The organism is Trichocoleus desertorum ATA4-8-CV12, assembly GCA_019358975.1.
Taxonomy (GTDB): Bacteria; Cyanobacteriota; Cyanobacteriia; order FACHB-46; family FACHB-46; genus Trichocoleus; species Trichocoleus desertorum_A.
Window position 1 is genome coordinate 20,602 of the sequence record JAHHIL010000056.1, and the last position, 14,526, is coordinate 35,127.

A 14,526-nucleotide genomic window follows, 5' to 3' on the forward strand; every position below is an offset into this window, starting at 1 on the left:
TCTCTAAAAAGGTCATTGAGCGAGTTTTTCAGACAAGGTACTGTAAGGAAAACCTCTACCCACCTGACCAAAAGAATAACGGGTCGTGACGACAGCCCTCGATAGCTAGCCTGCAATCACTCACTGCTTAACTATGCAAGCACAAGATCCGTTAACCTTTCCACTCACGCTAGAGGCTGCGATCGATCGGCGTCCTTTAACCGTGCCCCCTGACACCTCAGTGGTAGAGGCGATCGCCATGATGAGCAAAGCCCAAAGCAGCTGCGTACTGCCAGCATTGGAGCTATCGCGCAACACTGTTTTAATGGGCGAAGCCCGCGCCAGTGCCATTTTGGTGGTCGAGGGCTCACAGTTACTCGGCGTGTTTTCTGAGCGAGAGGCTATCCAGGCGATCGCCTCAAGTCGAAACTTAGCAGAGGTCAAAATTTCTGAGGTGATGCAGCAGCCTGCGATCGCTCTGACTCAGACTGAGCATCAAGATGTTTTTACTGCCCTAACACTCCTACGGCAACATCAAATTCAGCATCTACCCGTCGTAGACTCGCAAGGTCAATGGGTTGGGCTAGTCACACCTGCCAGTATTCGGAATGTATTACAGCTAGATGAATTGCTAAAATCTAAGCCGCTAGGAGAGCTGGCAGCGCCTCCGGTCGTTCAGGCCCCTGCGAGCACGACATTGCTAGAGTTAGCCCATCTCATGGGTGAGCAGCGAGTTGATTATGTGGTCTTGACAGCAGAAACTCCTAATCCTGGCATACAGGCACCCGTAGGCATCATTCTAGAACGGCATATTATCCAGCTTTGGGCGCTAGAACTAGATTTAATCCAGATACCAACTCAGGCGGTCATGAGCGCATCCCTACCCTGCTTTCCTGCCTCGGAGTCTGTGTTGTTAGCCTATTGGGAAATGCAACAACAGCGGGTGCAACGGCTGGGCATATCTGATGAAGCTGGAGCATTATTGAGCATTATTTCTCCGACCAGCTTCTTATACAGCTTAGATCTCGATGAAATACGCAGCGCTGTAGAACAGCTCCAGCAATCGATTGAGCACTTTGAAGTTGAAAAAAACCAACGAACCCAAAATTGTCATACTGACCTAGAAACACAGCTCTTAGAAAACCCAGCCGAGTTACTAGAACAGTTACAGTGCAGCCAAATCCTGACGGCGATGGCGCTCCATATTCGAGAGTCTCTTAACTTAAATGAAATTCTTCAGACTGCCGTTAATGAAGTTCGACGCTTTTTGCAGACGGATCGAGTGATTATGTACCGGTTCAATCCAGACTACAGCGGCACAGTCATCGTCGAATCGGTGGCAGAGGGTTGGAGACCTGCCGTTAACAGCAGCATTCAAGATACCTGCTTTGGTCAAAATTATGCCCAAGCCTACAAAAGAGGCCGAATTCAAGTCACAGAGGACATCTACACAGCGGGTTTAACTCAATGCCATATCGATATTTTAGTTCTGTATGACATCCGCGCTAGCCTCGTGGTACCGATCCTACAAGGTGAGCATTTGTGGGGGTTGTTGTGTGCCTATCATTGCGTCGGACCCAGGCGCTGGCGGCAGTTTGAAGTTGAGTTACTCAAGCAACTAGCGACCCATATGGCGATCGCCATCCAACAATCTGAGCTTTATCACCAAGTCCAGAATGAACTTGCTGAGCGCAAGCGAGCAGAGGAGCAGCTAAAGCTATCCTTGAAAGAAAAAGAGGTGCTACTGAAAGAAATTCACCATCGAGTCAAAAACAATTTGCAAGTCATCTCTAGTGTCTTGAGACTGCAATCTGATTATGTAAAAGACGACAAAATCTTGGCTTTGTTCAACGATAGCCAAAACCGCATTCGCTCAATGGCGCTTATCCACGAAAAGCTTTACCAGTCCAGCAACTTATTAAAAATAAATTTCGATGAATACATTCATGATCTAACAGATAATTTAATTCGTTCCTACGTCGCCTTTGCCTCAAGTGTCACCTTAAGCACTAATGCTGTAGGAGTTTGGCTAAATATTGATACTGCAATTCCTTGCGGCCTAATTATTAATGAATTAGTTTCAAATTCTCTAAAACATGCTTTTTCAGGCTCAAATCAAGAGAATGAAATTCGGATTAGTATTACCTCAAATGAGGACAATCAATTTACTTTAACTGTTCGAGATAATGGCATTGGCTTTCCAGAAGATATTGATTTCCGCAATACCGAATCATTGGGTTTAGAGCTAGTTTGCATTTTTACAGAACAGTTAGACGGCACGATTGAGCTCGACCGAAGCAATAGTACCGCTTTTATCATTACATTTTCAGAAATAGGCAATATTGGAAGGATCGAGAAAAATGGCCAATGAAAAAATTCTAGTGGTTGAAGACGAAAGAATTGTCGCTAGAGATATTGAGAAAAGACTAAAAAAGTTAGGCTATGTGGTGCCTGTGACGGTTGCTTCTGGCGAAGAAGCGATTAAAAAAACGGCAGAAATTCGACCCGATTTGGTGTTGATGGATATTCAACTCAAAGGTAAGTTAGATGGCATCGAAACCGCAGAACAAATTCGAGCTGATTTTGATATCCCTGTAATTTATCTCACTGCTTATGCAGATGAGGCAACTTTGCAGCGGGCCAAAGCCACAGAGCCATTTGGTTATATTCTCAAACCGTTTGATGCTAGAGATTTACACGTTGCGATTGAAGTTGCTTTACGGAGACGTTTGTCCGAGGAAGCAATTCGGGTGGCATTGGAAAAAGAGAAAGAACTGAGTGAACTCAAATCTCGCTTTTGGTCGATGGCGGCACATGAGTTTCGCAATCCGATGACTTCTATCTTGTCTGCGGCACAACTACTTGAACAAGAGAAACATGACCTGCCTGAAGAGCGAAGGCGTGAATACTTATATATGATTCAAAACTCAATTCGAGCGATGGATCAATTACTCGGCGATGTTTTAGCCATTGGCCGAGTCGAGGGAGGCAATCTCAGATTTGATCCAGCCCCCTTAGACCTGGAGGAATTTTGCAGCATTGTTGTAGAAGAAATGCAGTTTAATGCAGGTCTAAAGCATCGAATTATTTTCAACCCGCAGGGTAACTGCGATCAAGCTTGTTTAGACAAAAAACTATTAAGGCATGTTTTAACTAATCTTCTTTCAAATGCAATTAAATACTCGCCTGAGGGTAATGATATTAATTTTGAGCTAATTTGTTCTGATAATACAGTAATTTTTCAAGTTAAAGATACAGGAATTGGCATTCCAGCAGAAGCGAAAAATTATCTTTTTGAGCCGTTTCAGCGAGCTGACAATGTGGGTAATATTCCTGGTACAGGTTTAGGGCTCACTATGGTTAAAAGATGCTTAGACTTACATGGTGGTCAAATTTTCGTAGAAAGTGATACTGACCGAGGGACAATAGTCACGGTGCAATTACACCTAAACAACCATGTGGTATCTCGTCAAAGTTAGGAGATTTAGCGGGGTGAGTCTAGGTGACGGGGTAATTCCACCCGAAAAGTTGAGCCCTGGCCCAATGTGCTTTCAACGGTAATAGAACCATCCATCATCTGCACCAACCAATCTGTAATAGCCAGCCCTAAACCTGTGCCACCATGTTTACGAGTGGTAGTTTGATCTACCTGGCGAAACTCTTCAAAAATGTGTTGCAAATCTGATTGAGCAATACCAATTCCGGTGTCTTGCACCGCGATCGCGACACAACTAGGCGAAACTTCCCAAGCCTTAACACTGACACGACCGAAATCGGTAAATTTAATTGCATTAGACAACAAATTAACCAAAACTTGGCGTAACCGCATCGTGTCATTGATGATGCAAGGGTTTACCAAGTTGGTGCTGACGGACAAATCCAAATTCTTTTGCTCAGCCAGCGATCGCAACTCTTCAGTCGTGGCTTTGACCAAGTGCTCTAAATTAATTTCTTCTGGTTTCAACTCTAGACGACCCACCTCAATCTTAGAGAGATCAAGAATATCGTTAATCAGCGCCAACAAGTTCTTGCCATTGTTGAGCACCCGCCCCACCATATCTCGCTGCTGCGGATTGAGGCTGCTCTGAGGCTGGCGTAGGAGCAATTGTGAGAAGCCAATGATGGCATTCATGGGAGTCCGCAGCTCATGGGACATGGTGGCTAGAAACTGAGACTTGAGCTGAGCCGCTTCTAGAAGTTGGAGGTTTTGCAGTTGAATCTGTTGGCGTTGCCGTTCTAGCTCTGTATTCTGTCGCGCCAAAATGTCATTTTGCACCGCTAAGCGCTCTTCTCGCTCCTCCAGCACATTGATCAAGCGGGCATTATTGATCGCGATCGCCGCTTGCTCTCCAAACGCCACTAGCAGCCGTTGATCTTCGTCATCAAAGGCTTGAGGATCTTGCCAATTACCGATCGCTAGCACTCCCAAACGCCCTGCCTGGGCTGATTCAATCGCCACTGCATAAATGGAAGCAGGCATCTCCTCAGAGCCATACTCTTGCAATGACTCGCCTTGCAAAAGCAGGGATTCTCCCGTCAAAAACACTTGTCCCAAAAACCCATTCCGAATGTAGGAGCCATCCAAGTGCAGTTTTTCCATACCAACGCCCACTTTGGCCGTCAGCTCTAGTAGATTTCGTTGGGTATTTCGTAAGGCGATGAGACCAAATTCTGCCCCTGGAATGGCTCCACACACCGATCGCACCATCGTCTGCAACAGTCCTGGCAAGTCGGCTAATCGTTGGTTCAATAAATTTGTTAACCGTTGCAAGGTACGCAACTGCTGTTGTTGCTCACCCAAGATCAAAATTGCCTGCCGCAGATTTTCTCCTACCTCTTGGGCTTCTCGATACAAACGAGCATTGTCTGCCGCTAGCGCTGCCCGATGAGCCAGATCCTCAACAAACGCTAGATCGGAGCGGGTGTAGTGGCGACCCGATTCAGCACTGATTATGGAAATGACTCCCAAGGTACGACCCCGCGCAACCAAGGGCACTAACATCGCCGAGCTAAAGCCAATCTGTTTCAGCATTTCTAGATGCTCTGAGTCTTGGGCGATCGCCCCCAAAAACGCCTGATCAATTTCTGGATAAAACTCCGACTGCCCGGTACGAACTACGTTAGGTGTCCCTCTAGGGGCATTGGGATCAGGAGGATAGCGCCGATCTAACTCCTCAGCCCACTGCAACTTCTCTGGGTTAGCATGAGCGATCGCCACGCGCCTTAAGGTTTGGTCTGCCTCAACTACATCCACCACACACCAGTCAGCCAGAGAGGGCACCATTAATTGAGCTAAGTTTTCTAAGGTGGTTTGATAGTCTAAGGAAGCTGCGAGTAGGGTACCTGCCTCCGCTAAAAACCGTTGCGACTCTTCAGCTTGCTTGCGTTCCGTAATGTTGAGAAAGGCTCCCACACAACCTCTAACCCTCCCTTGCTCATCAAACAGAGGGGCAGCATATTCCAACAACTTAATCACGTGACCATTATTATGAATCACGTCAATTTCTGTCTCTAAAACTTCTGCACCTGTGGCAGCAGCATGACGTAAGGGCAACTCAGGAGTGGGAGATTCTTTGCCATCCTGCAAAATTCTAAAGTGAGTTGATCTTGCTTCTATCGACCCCTTTAAAGAAGCCTTACCATCCAGCGGCATGGCGAGCAACTTGGCAAAGTAAGGATTCACCCGAATCTGCTCACAGCTAGGCTCGTCTGCAATACCGATGCCAATGGGAATCACGTCAAATAAGGTTTGCAATTCATCCACCCGACGCTGCAAGTCGCGGTTGAGCTGCATGATCTTAGCTTCTCTGCGTTTGCGTTCTTTGACGAAAGCAACGTGGTTGGTGATGGTTTGAGCGAGTTGCATCTCATCTTCAGTGAAGATATGGGGCGTGTCATAGTAGAGCATAAATTTGCCCAACAACTGTCCCTGAGCGATCAGCGGAATCAATCCTAAAGCGCGGATGCCTTCTTGCAAAATCACCGACCGTAAGGGGTCTTCGCTCAGCTCCGTCTCTACATTAGAAATCCAGATGGGCTGAGGATTTTTGGCATCTAGAGACCAAAGAGAATGGCCTTCGGTCGCCTGTCGATAGGTGTCCGATAACTGTCGCCAAGCCTTGAAGCGCATAACGCCGTCCGGGTCAGCTACTAGGACAGAGGCGCGATCGGCTGCGAGGGCTTGTTGAAATCCATTCAGAGCCGCTTCGTAAATTTCTTCGATCGCCCCAGCTCGGCTGACTGCATCCGTAATCTGATAAATCGCCTGTAATTGCTCAAACTGCTGGCGCAATCTGGCTTCTGCTTGCTGACGCTCGGTAACATCGTAGAAGATGACGACACCAGCCACAATATTGCCATCGCGATCGCGAATCGGGCTAGAACTTACCCGCATGACTCCCCAGGTTTGGTCGCCTCGCCAAATCCGCACTTCTTCGTCAGCAACAACTTCCCCATGATTAATGGCGCGAGCTAAGGGCCAATCCTGCGGTTCATAGAGTCGGCCATCCGCATGAAAGCCGCAATACTCTCGATATTGTTCAATTTCGGTAGAGGGCAGAAACGCGTGATGCCAGATTTGCTCGACTTGCTCGTTGCCCAGCACTAACTTGCCCGATGGAGCCTCGGCAATGATCACACCTGCGGGCATCTGTCTGAGCACTGCTTCCAAACGGCCTCGCTCGGTTTCTAGTTGTTGCAGCAGTTGTTCTCGTTCAATTTCAGCCTGCTTAGCCTGAGTGATATCCAAGACAAAGCAGATGGTCTCCTGCCCTGACTCTAGTAAAGCTGCCCCTATTAGTACGGAGACACAACTGCCATCTTGACGAATATACTTTTTTTCCCAAGGCGAGCAAACCCCTACAGTTTGCAACTGCGCGATCGCCCACTCATCAATTGCGACATATTCCGGTGGGGTCATTTGCGCCCAATCTAAGCGACCTGCTAGCAAGTCTTCGCGCGTGTAGCCCACCATCTCCAGAAAAGCTGCATTGGCATCGGTGATCTGGCCCGTGAGTGTGGCCGTGATCACGCCAATCATATCGGCTTCAGCTAAGCGTCTAAATCGCCCTTCGCTCGCTCGTAACGCCTGCTCTAGCTGCTTACGCTCGGTGATATCGCGAGAGTTGAGAATCACTCCCCTCACCCCTGGATCTTGGAGCAGGTTATTAACCACTACTTCTAAATCAACCCAATGTCCTGCCGCATGTCGAACCCGAAGTTCTAGGGGAGGGGCAATTCCTGGCTGGGTCAAAATCTTAGCAAAAGTGGTCTTTAAATCAGCAGCTTCAACGGGGTGAGTGTAGCTAAAGGGTGATTGACCCATTAAAGTTTCGGGTTGGTAGCCTAGAATTCGCTCGATCGAGGGGCTGACGTAACGGAGCGTGCCATCGGTTTCCAAAATGGTAATGATGTCAGAGGAGTTTTGCACCAGAGATCGAAAGCGGGCTTCACTTTCTCGCAATTTTTGGTTGGCCGCTGCTGCCTGGATTTCTGCTCGACACAGGCGAATTGCATTACGAAGACTGCGAGACAAGCTCTCTGGGGCCAGTTTCCCTTTAGAGAGGTAGTCTGAAGCACCCGCCTTCATAAGTTCAACAGCAATTTGCTCATCGCCTTGACTCGTCAGCACAATTAAGGCAGTCTGAATTCCTGCTTCTCGTACGGTTTTGACTAGGGTCAGACCATCTCCATCAGGCAATTGATAATCGAGCAAGACACAGTCAAAAGGTTGTTGCTGTAAGAGGGCGATCGCGGCACTGTAACTACCAACCTCCAATAGCTCCAACGACAGACCTGCGGCTTGGAGCGCCTGACGCACTGCCATCCGGGCTACTTCGTCATCATCAACCACTAAGATCTTGAGAATCTCTTCCATAACAATTGGCTATCAGCAATCTGCCTTTAGCTGGCTTTGGTTCAGTATCGACTATCCTTGTCCTTTACTAAATACTGTAAACAAATCGCTCAGTCTCAACAAATTTTGGACTCTTTAGGGTGTTGCACTCAAGGTCCAATATTTGTTTAAGGTCGCGATCGCTTCGACAAAATGGACGCAGTCACTTGCTTGAGAATATAACCCGCTACGTTCAAATTGTGGGCTTTCACCTGATCAGCATCCTCGTTAGAGGGATCAAGACAATGACTGGAATGTGTTTGGGCCTCATCTGCTCTCAATTTCCCAGAAACTCAGTGCCACCCCTTTTTGTAGACAGCAAACTCTTGAGTTACTGTTGAAACTGTTGTAGAGCTTCTGGAGAGGAATTGTTAGGCAACGGCAGTTAGCGCAACTCATGCTTCATTCAGTTCCCTGAAGGAGTAAGTGAGCCAGCAAGATCCTAAACTAGGACTAGATAAAATAGAGGTGTATCAGGCGATGCTAACTCCGGTCCGTGGCAGTGATCACAATGAAGCTTAACCACACATCTGAAGCGGCAAGATCTATTATCGGAATAGTTCAGCTCGTTCCTACTATCGGTAGATAGATTATTACAACTCTTGGCGGATAAGCTTGAGCTAGTTACTTTTGAGTGAGAATTTACTTTCACCCTCTTATTTATAAGAATTGCAAAGCTGATTATGAACGAAATTCAAGTTGCCCTGATTGAAGACCATGATTTGACGCGGGTGGGCCTTCGGACCGCTCTACAGCAACGGGGCGCAGTTAAAGTTATTGGTGAAGCTGCCACCGGAACTGAAGGATTAAAGTTACTAGAAACTACTAAGCCCGATGTTGCAATTGTAGATATTGGCTTGCCGGACATGGACGGCATTGAGCTAACCCGACGGTTCAAGCAAATGGTAGCTGAAGCTGAACCAACGGATTCTCACGTCACCAAGGTCATGATTTTGACCATGAATGACAATGAAGACGCTGTTTTAGCGGCCTTTGCAGCGGGCGCTGATTCCTACTGCATGAAAGATGTGAATGTCGATCGGTTGCTAGAAGCGCTGAGAGTCACGAACGAAGGTAATAGCTGGATTGACCCAGCGATCGCTCGTGTGGTGCTACACCAAACTCGCCAGCCCATGTCTCAGGCTGTCAGCAGCATCCCTAGCGAAATTCATACCGTCGCCATCAATGCTGCGGATGATGAGTACAGCCAAATGATTGAGGCTTACCCCTTAACCGAGCGCGAGTTGGAAGTTCTAGAGCTGATTGTGGCAGGTTGCAGCAATGCAGCGATCGCGGAAAAACTCTACATCACAGTTGGCACCGTCAAGACCCACGTCCGCAACATCCTGAACAAGCTGTGCGCCGATGACCGAACTCAAGCTGCGGTTCGGGCCCTCCGCTCTGGCTTAGTAGGCTAAAGCTTTAGTAGGTTAAAGCCGTAGAATTGGCCAATTCGTAGCTTAAAGCTAAGATTGCCTATTTTTAGAGCTACAGTTCCACCCGCTTTTTCTACCCACTATGGCGTCCGTCCTCTGTCCTGCCAATTCCCAATACACCACTTGCATATCAGTTTAGGTAAAGGTTTCGTCCTTTTTTAAATGTAGAAATCCAACTTGCAAGAAGTCTATTTCTGGATTGAAGCTGCACTAGACGGACACAAGTGGGATTTTTGATGGTCTGTCACCAAGTGCTGTCACCAAGTGCCAACCTTGTTTTGGTGTAGCTGCACTTATTCAAATTTCGTCATTCCCTGTTAGGGTTTGGCTAATTTGGGGTACGTTTGAATGGGATGTGATGTGTGGCCAAGTTGCTAGAACTGCTCAAAGCTTGCTGCTCTATTGAGCCGCATAGTTTGCCAAAACTACCTGTAGCAAGCGAATGGCTGCTTAGCGATAGAGTGGCTTCGCAATGACCTCTCTGGTTCAACGCTTCTGTGTTCTGTCTGCTTCGTCGTTTTTTAGTCCGATAGCATTGCTCAGACTACCAAGCCACAAGCATCAAATTTAAGCTGTCAAGTGGAGTACCAGATGAGCCAGGGCAATGGGGGCAAGCTCAAATTGATGGTTGTGGACGACGAGCCCGACAACTTGGATTTGTTGTATCGGACATTTCGTCGTGATTTTGAAGTATTTAAAGCGAGCAGCGGCCTCAATGCGCTCCAAGCCCTAGATCAAGAGGGAGAGATGGCAATCATCATCTCTGACCAGCGTATGCCAGGGATGAACGGAACTGAGTTCCTTAGCAAAACTGTCGATCGCTTCCCAGATACCATTCGGATTGTTCTGACAGGTTATACCGACGTTGAGGACTTAGTAGAGGCAATCAACACGGGCAAGGTATTCAAGTACATCACCAAGCCTTGGATGCCAGATGAACTAAAAACAGTAGTACAGCAAGCTGCCGAAACCTACCAGGTGTTGAAGCAAAGAACCAACGAGTTGCAGCGAGCCCTCAGACGCGAATCATTGTTCAATGCTATGACCACCGCGATTCGAGAATCCCTCGACTATCGCAATATGCTGCAAACCATCGTTGAAACCATCGGCAGCAATTTTGAGGCAACTGACTGCATCCTCCGTCCCGTAGAGAGCGATCGCCTGACCGCAGAATTCTTCTCCTACCAAGCTCCAGCTCAGGCAGAACTTTTGAGTGGTGGCCTGCTCCATAGTCAATCCCAGTCCGATCCATTAATCCACCAAGCTCTAACCACTCGTCAAACCCAGCTCACAGCCAGAAGTAGTGCCACTCCCGAACAAGCCCAGTTAGTCATTCCCCTCACCTATCAACAAGAACTGCTAGCTGTCCTCGCACTTTACCAAGACAGTAATGCCACCCTTTGGCCTCGCGAAGACATTCAACTCATTGAAGGAGTCGCCGAACAAGCCGCTCTTGCCATCTCTCAAGCCAAGCTCTACCAGCTGATTCAAGAACAAACTCAACAGATGCGGGCTGAGCTAGAAGTGGCTCGCCAAATTCAAACCAACTTACTGCGACAAAGCTGGCCAGACATTGAAGGAGCCAAGATTCAAGCCTGCTGTTACCCAGCTCGTCAAGTAGGGGGTGACTTCTTTGAGGTTTATGTCCACCCTCAAGGTGACATCTGGCTCACCGTCGGGGATGTATCCGGTAAAGGAGTGCCTGCTGCTCTATTTATGGCTAGTGCCATCTCAGTACTGAGGCGGGAACTCGCTCAAGAAGCTCCGCCTGAACCCAACATTGTGATGCAAAACTTAAACACTGGTCTATCGCAAGATCTAGTTAGCAACAACTGCTTCATTACAATGGTTTTGGCCCGCTATACCCCCACAACAGGTCAGTTAGTCTACGCCAATGCAGGGCACATTTATCCGCTAGTATGGTCTCACCAAGCTGTCATGGCAGCCAGCTCTCCGGAAACACTACCACCAGAGCCAACTTATTTAAAAACTCGGGGCGTTCCGTTGGGCATCCTACCTGTTTGGAAGGCAGCCGCAGGAAGTCTGGTTATAAGTCCAGGGGAGGTATTTTTGCTAACCAGCGACGGTATTACTGAAGCCACGATTAGCGAAGAGGATATCGATGATAGCGCCCACCCTCGGACAAATTCAATGCTGAATCAAACAGGTCTCTGGCGGCTTCTCACCCAAGAGCGAACCCCCCTAAACCTCAATAAACTCCTGGAGCGCATTCAAGCGCATAATCCCATTCAGGAAGACGACCAAACCATTCTCTCTCTGGAGGTTCTGTAGTCCATGAGAACTGAGCTTCACGTACCCAGCGACTTAAAATTTTTAACCATTGTTGAAAACTGGCTGCTAGGCTCTTTGGAAGTTGAACTAGGGAACCATGTAGATTGGCCTCGACAGTCAAATCGCTTGCGTTTAGTGCTGGTCGAAGCGTACTCCAATGTCGTGCGCCATGCCCACCGCAATCAACCCAACCTACCCGTCCTAATCCGCCTAGAAGTCAAAGAGCGCGATATTGCTCTAGAAATTTGGGACCACGGTAAAGGTTTTGATCTGTCAACTTATTTGCCACCCACCCCTGAGGATAAACAGGAAAGTGGCTATGGCTGGCTTATTCTAAACCGACTAATGGACCGAGTGGAATACCGACTTCAGGTGAACGGTCGCAATTGCCTCAAGCTAGAAGCCAGTTTACCCGACGAAGCCAACTCTAAACTTAACTCCCATTAGATCGGCCAACTAACTTAGCCCACTCAACTCAAAAACTTTGAACCTTAACGGCGAAGATTTAGGAGTTCTTGAGGAGAAGCCAAGAGTTTGACCGTGGCAGCAAGAATTTTTTGTTGGGCATCTAAGTTAAACAACCACGAAACATTCACGCTGAACCAGGGAGTTTGAACCTTACCAGCTACTTGCACCTGAGTACAATCATTCTCGATCGCCTCTGTGACACCTTGTTGAGGTAAGAGGGTCATGCCTGTAGCTTCTTGCTTTAGGTAAGCAGCGATCGCCTCAGGTCCCACAATTGCTGACTCAAACGGTGCATTCATCACCCCATCAGGAGCAAATAACTGGCTGGTCGCCTCGAAATCACCCGCATTGAGCAGTTCAAAGTATCGTAAAATTGTCGGTTCTGTAATCCCTTCTATTGAAATCGCTACTTGAGCGGGAACATCAGAAGTAGAAATATTCGAAACAATGGCATCTGGCATAGTCAAATTAGATTTAGTAATATTCACAAAACGATTAAAAACAAAGCGATGTAGGCAAACATCCCTGCCCAAGCTAAACCACAGAAACACAATTCAGCGCCAAAGCATGCAACTACACTAAATAAAAGCAGCCAGCCAAAGCTTGCCCCCCAAGATGGATTTCCCCAATTCCCCATAAAAAAACAACCCCTTCTGGAGGGGGTCTGGGGGACGCAGCCGTCCCTCAGCGGGGGTTTGGGGGCGAGTGCCCCCAAGGCTCGGATTTGCCAAGATTCAGTGCCTCCAGACAAAGCACCCAGCACCCCCATGAGCCACCTGCCTACAACCCCAAATATCGATCGCGATCGCATCAAACAAAAAGCCTTGGAATTAGGCTTCCACAAAGTTGGAATTGCCGCAGCTGATCTCGATGCCGACAGTTCTGAAGTGCAGAAACTACAAACCTGGCTCCACTCAGGTTATCAAGCAGACATGGCTTGGATGGACAATTCCAAACGCCAAGATGTGCGGCTGATTATGCCAGAAGTGCAATCAGTCATCTGTGTAGCGCTCAACTATTACACTGCTGATCAGCGACCGGAAGGCAAAGAATATGCCAAAATCTCTCGTTACGGTTGGGGACGGGACTACCATCGCGTATTACACAAAAAGCTCAAAGCCTTTGCTAACTGGTTGCAAGCTCAAGAAGAAGGCATTCAAGCTCGTTACTACGCTGACACTGGCCCAGTCCAAGACAAAGTGTGGGCACAAAAAGCGGGCTTAGGTTGGATTGCCAAAAACAGCAACGTGATTACGCGGGAGTACGGTTCCTGGGTTTTTCTGGGAGAAATCTTAACCAACTTAGCTTTAGAACCTGATCGCCCGCACACAGAACATTGCGGTACCTGCACCCGTTGCCTAGAAGCCTGCCCTACTGGCGCGATCGCCCAACCGTTTGTGGTGGATGCCAACCGTTGCATTGCCTACCATACGATTGAGAACCGAGCAGAAACCCTCCCAGAAGCGATCGCGACTAACATGCAGGGCTGGGTTGCAGGTTGTGATATTTGCCAAGATGTCTGCCCTTGGAATCAACGCTTTGCGCAAGTCACAGATGCTAGCGAATCCCAACCTTACCCTTGGAACGTCGCACCTAAACTGAGCGAACTGGCAGAAATTTCTGATGAAGACTGCGATCGCCGTTTTCCAGCCTCTGCTCTGCGACGAATCAAACCTGAGATGTTACGACGTAATGCCCGTGCCAACCTCAGAAATACGCAACCTTAGGTTTACATTAAACAATGAAGATTTTTACTAAAAATTCTGTAGGAAAGCGCCCGCTCTTTCAGGATCAAAACCTTTAGGAAAACGAGTTCCTGCAGCAAAATCACCACCTTGATCGTAAATAGCACCTTGCAGATTTACGTTAGAGAGTTTAGCTTTACCCAAATCTGCTCCACTTAAATTTGCTCCCATCAAATTAGCCGATTCTAGATTCGCTTCGCTTAAATTTGCATTCACTAAAATAGCTTGATTGAGAACCGCATGAGCCAAATTTGCCTGTCCTAAATTAACATCATTCAAAATGGCTGCGGTTAAATCTGCTTCAGCTAAATTAGCCTGACCAAGATTTGCCGCCGTTAAATTAGCCCGACCCAAATTAGCCCCATTTAAATTAGCTTGGCTCAAATTTGCTTGCCGAAACGTAGCTTCCGTTAAAGTAGCTCTCTCCAAACAAGCTGAGTTCATATCTACCCAGTCTAAGTTAGCTTGGCTCAAATCTACATCTTGTAGGGAGATGTCAGGCTTGAGAAGATAGGCTCCTGCATGTTCTACGCTAAAATCTTCTGGAAACGAGGTTACAAGGCTATAAAGCGCCTTCTTAAAAGCCGCTCCACTCAAGTTCGCTCCACTCAAGTTCGCTCCACTCAAGTTCGCTCCACTCAAGTTCGCTCCACTCAAGTTCGCTCCACTCAAGTTCGCTCCACTCAAGTTCGCTCCACTCAAGTTCGCTCCA

Annotated in this window: 10 protein-coding genes; 6 read left to right on the forward strand and 4 right to left on the reverse strand. The window is 47.8% G+C overall.

The genetic code is table 11. The features are described from left to right. The first annotated feature begins 133 nt into the window (after positions 1–133). Both KME12_24270 and KME12_24275 read left to right on the forward strand, forming a co-directional pair. Positions 134–2,350: a GAF domain-containing protein gene (locus KME12_24270; GenBank protein MBW4490893.1), complete on the forward strand. Its 2,217-nt coding sequence runs from the start codon at positions 134–136 to the stop codon at positions 2,348–2,350. Then, positions 2,340–3,458 (forward strand): response regulator, encoded by a 1,119-nt coding sequence (locus KME12_24275; protein ID MBW4490894.1) that lies wholly within the window; start codon positions 2,340–2,342, stop codon positions 3,456–3,458. Before KME12_24270 ends, KME12_24275 begins: the two co-directional genes overlap by 11 nt. Positions 3,459–3,463: 5 nt before the next feature. On the opposite strand, the gene KME12_24280 is transcribed toward KME12_24275, so the two are convergent. Further along, positions 3,464–7,855, reverse strand: a complete 4,392-nt coding sequence (locus KME12_24280) for a PAS domain S-box protein (GenBank protein ID MBW4490895.1) — start codon at positions 7,853–7,855, stop codon at positions 3,464–3,466. Positions 7,856–8,556: 701 nt separating this feature from the next. On the opposite strand from KME12_24280, the gene KME12_24285 reads away from it, so the two are divergent. The 3 genes from KME12_24285 (at position 8,557) to KME12_24295 (ending at position 12,048) form a co-directional block, all read left to right on the forward strand. Next, positions 8,557–9,291 carry a response regulator transcription factor gene (locus tag KME12_24285; protein MBW4490896.1) on the forward strand — a complete coding sequence of 245 codons (735 nt, stop codon included), beginning with the start codon at positions 8,557–8,559 and terminating at the stop codon, positions 9,289–9,291. A 609-nt stretch (positions 9,292–9,900) separates the two neighbouring features. Continuing rightward, positions 9,901–11,601 (forward strand): SpoIIE family protein phosphatase, encoded by a 1,701-nt coding sequence (locus KME12_24290; GenBank protein ID MBW4490897.1) that lies wholly within the window; start codon positions 9,901–9,903, stop codon positions 11,599–11,601. Positions 11,602–11,604: 3 nt separating this feature from the next. Continuing rightward, positions 11,605–12,048: an anti-sigma regulatory factor gene (locus KME12_24295; protein ID MBW4490898.1), complete on the forward strand. Its 444-nt coding sequence runs from the start codon at positions 11,605–11,607 to the stop codon at positions 12,046–12,048. A 44-nt stretch (positions 12,049–12,092) separates the two neighbouring features. Here KME12_24295 and KME12_24300 read toward each other — a convergent pair whose 3' ends face one another. Further along, positions 12,093–12,530 (reverse strand): nuclear transport factor 2 family protein, encoded by a 438-nt coding sequence (locus tag KME12_24300; protein ID MBW4490899.1) that lies wholly within the window; start codon positions 12,528–12,530, stop codon positions 12,093–12,095. A 117-nt stretch (positions 12,531–12,647) separates the two neighbouring features. After that, positions 12,648–12,800 carry a hypothetical protein gene (locus KME12_24305; protein MBW4490900.1) on the reverse strand — a complete coding sequence of 51 codons (153 nt, stop codon included), beginning with the start codon at positions 12,798–12,800 and terminating at the stop codon, positions 12,648–12,650. Between the two features lie 36 nt (positions 12,801–12,836). On the opposite strand from KME12_24305, the gene queG reads away from it, so the two are divergent. Next, complete coding sequence (gene queG, locus KME12_24310; protein ID MBW4490901.1) at positions 12,837–13,796, forward strand: tRNA epoxyqueuosine(34) reductase QueG; 960 nt, start codon at positions 12,837–12,839, stop codon at positions 13,794–13,796. A 27-nt stretch (positions 13,797–13,823) separates the two neighbouring features. Here the strand turns inward: queG and KME12_24315 are convergent. Then, the coding region (locus KME12_24315; GenBank protein MBW4490902.1) for a pentapeptide repeat-containing protein at positions 13,824–14,526 on the reverse strand (703 nt) is incomplete at its 5' end.

What these genes read in the sequence shown, in the direction of transcription:
- KME12_24295 (MBW4490898.1), top strand. Translation starts at nt 11,605, where the DNA reads ATGAGAACTGAGCTTCACGTACCCAGCGACTTAAAATTTTTAACCATT.
- KME12_24290 (MBW4490897.1), top strand. Translation starts at nt 9,901, where the DNA reads ATGAGCCAGGGCAATGGGGGCAAGCTCAAATTGATGGTTGTGGACGAC.
- KME12_24270 (MBW4490893.1), top strand. Translation starts at nt 134, where the DNA reads ATGCAAGCACAAGATCCGTTAACCTTTCCACTCACGCTAGAGGCTGCG.
- KME12_24285 (MBW4490896.1), top strand. Translation starts at nt 8,557, where the DNA reads ATGAACGAAATTCAAGTTGCCCTGATTGAAGACCATGATTTGACGCGG.
- KME12_24300 (MBW4490899.1), bottom strand. Translation starts at nt 12,530, where the DNA reads ATGCCAGATGCCATTGTTTCGAATATTTCTACTTCTGATGTTCCCGCT.
- KME12_24275 (MBW4490894.1), top strand. Translation starts at nt 2,340, where the DNA reads ATGGCCAATGAAAAAATTCTAGTGGTTGAAGACGAAAGAATTGTCGCT.
- KME12_24280 (MBW4490895.1), bottom strand. Translation starts at nt 7,855, where the DNA reads ATGGAAGAGATTCTCAAGATCTTAGTGGTTGATGATGACGAAGTAGCC.
- queG (MBW4490901.1), top strand. Translation starts at nt 12,837, where the DNA reads ATGAGCCACCTGCCTACAACCCCAAATATCGATCGCGATCGCATCAAA.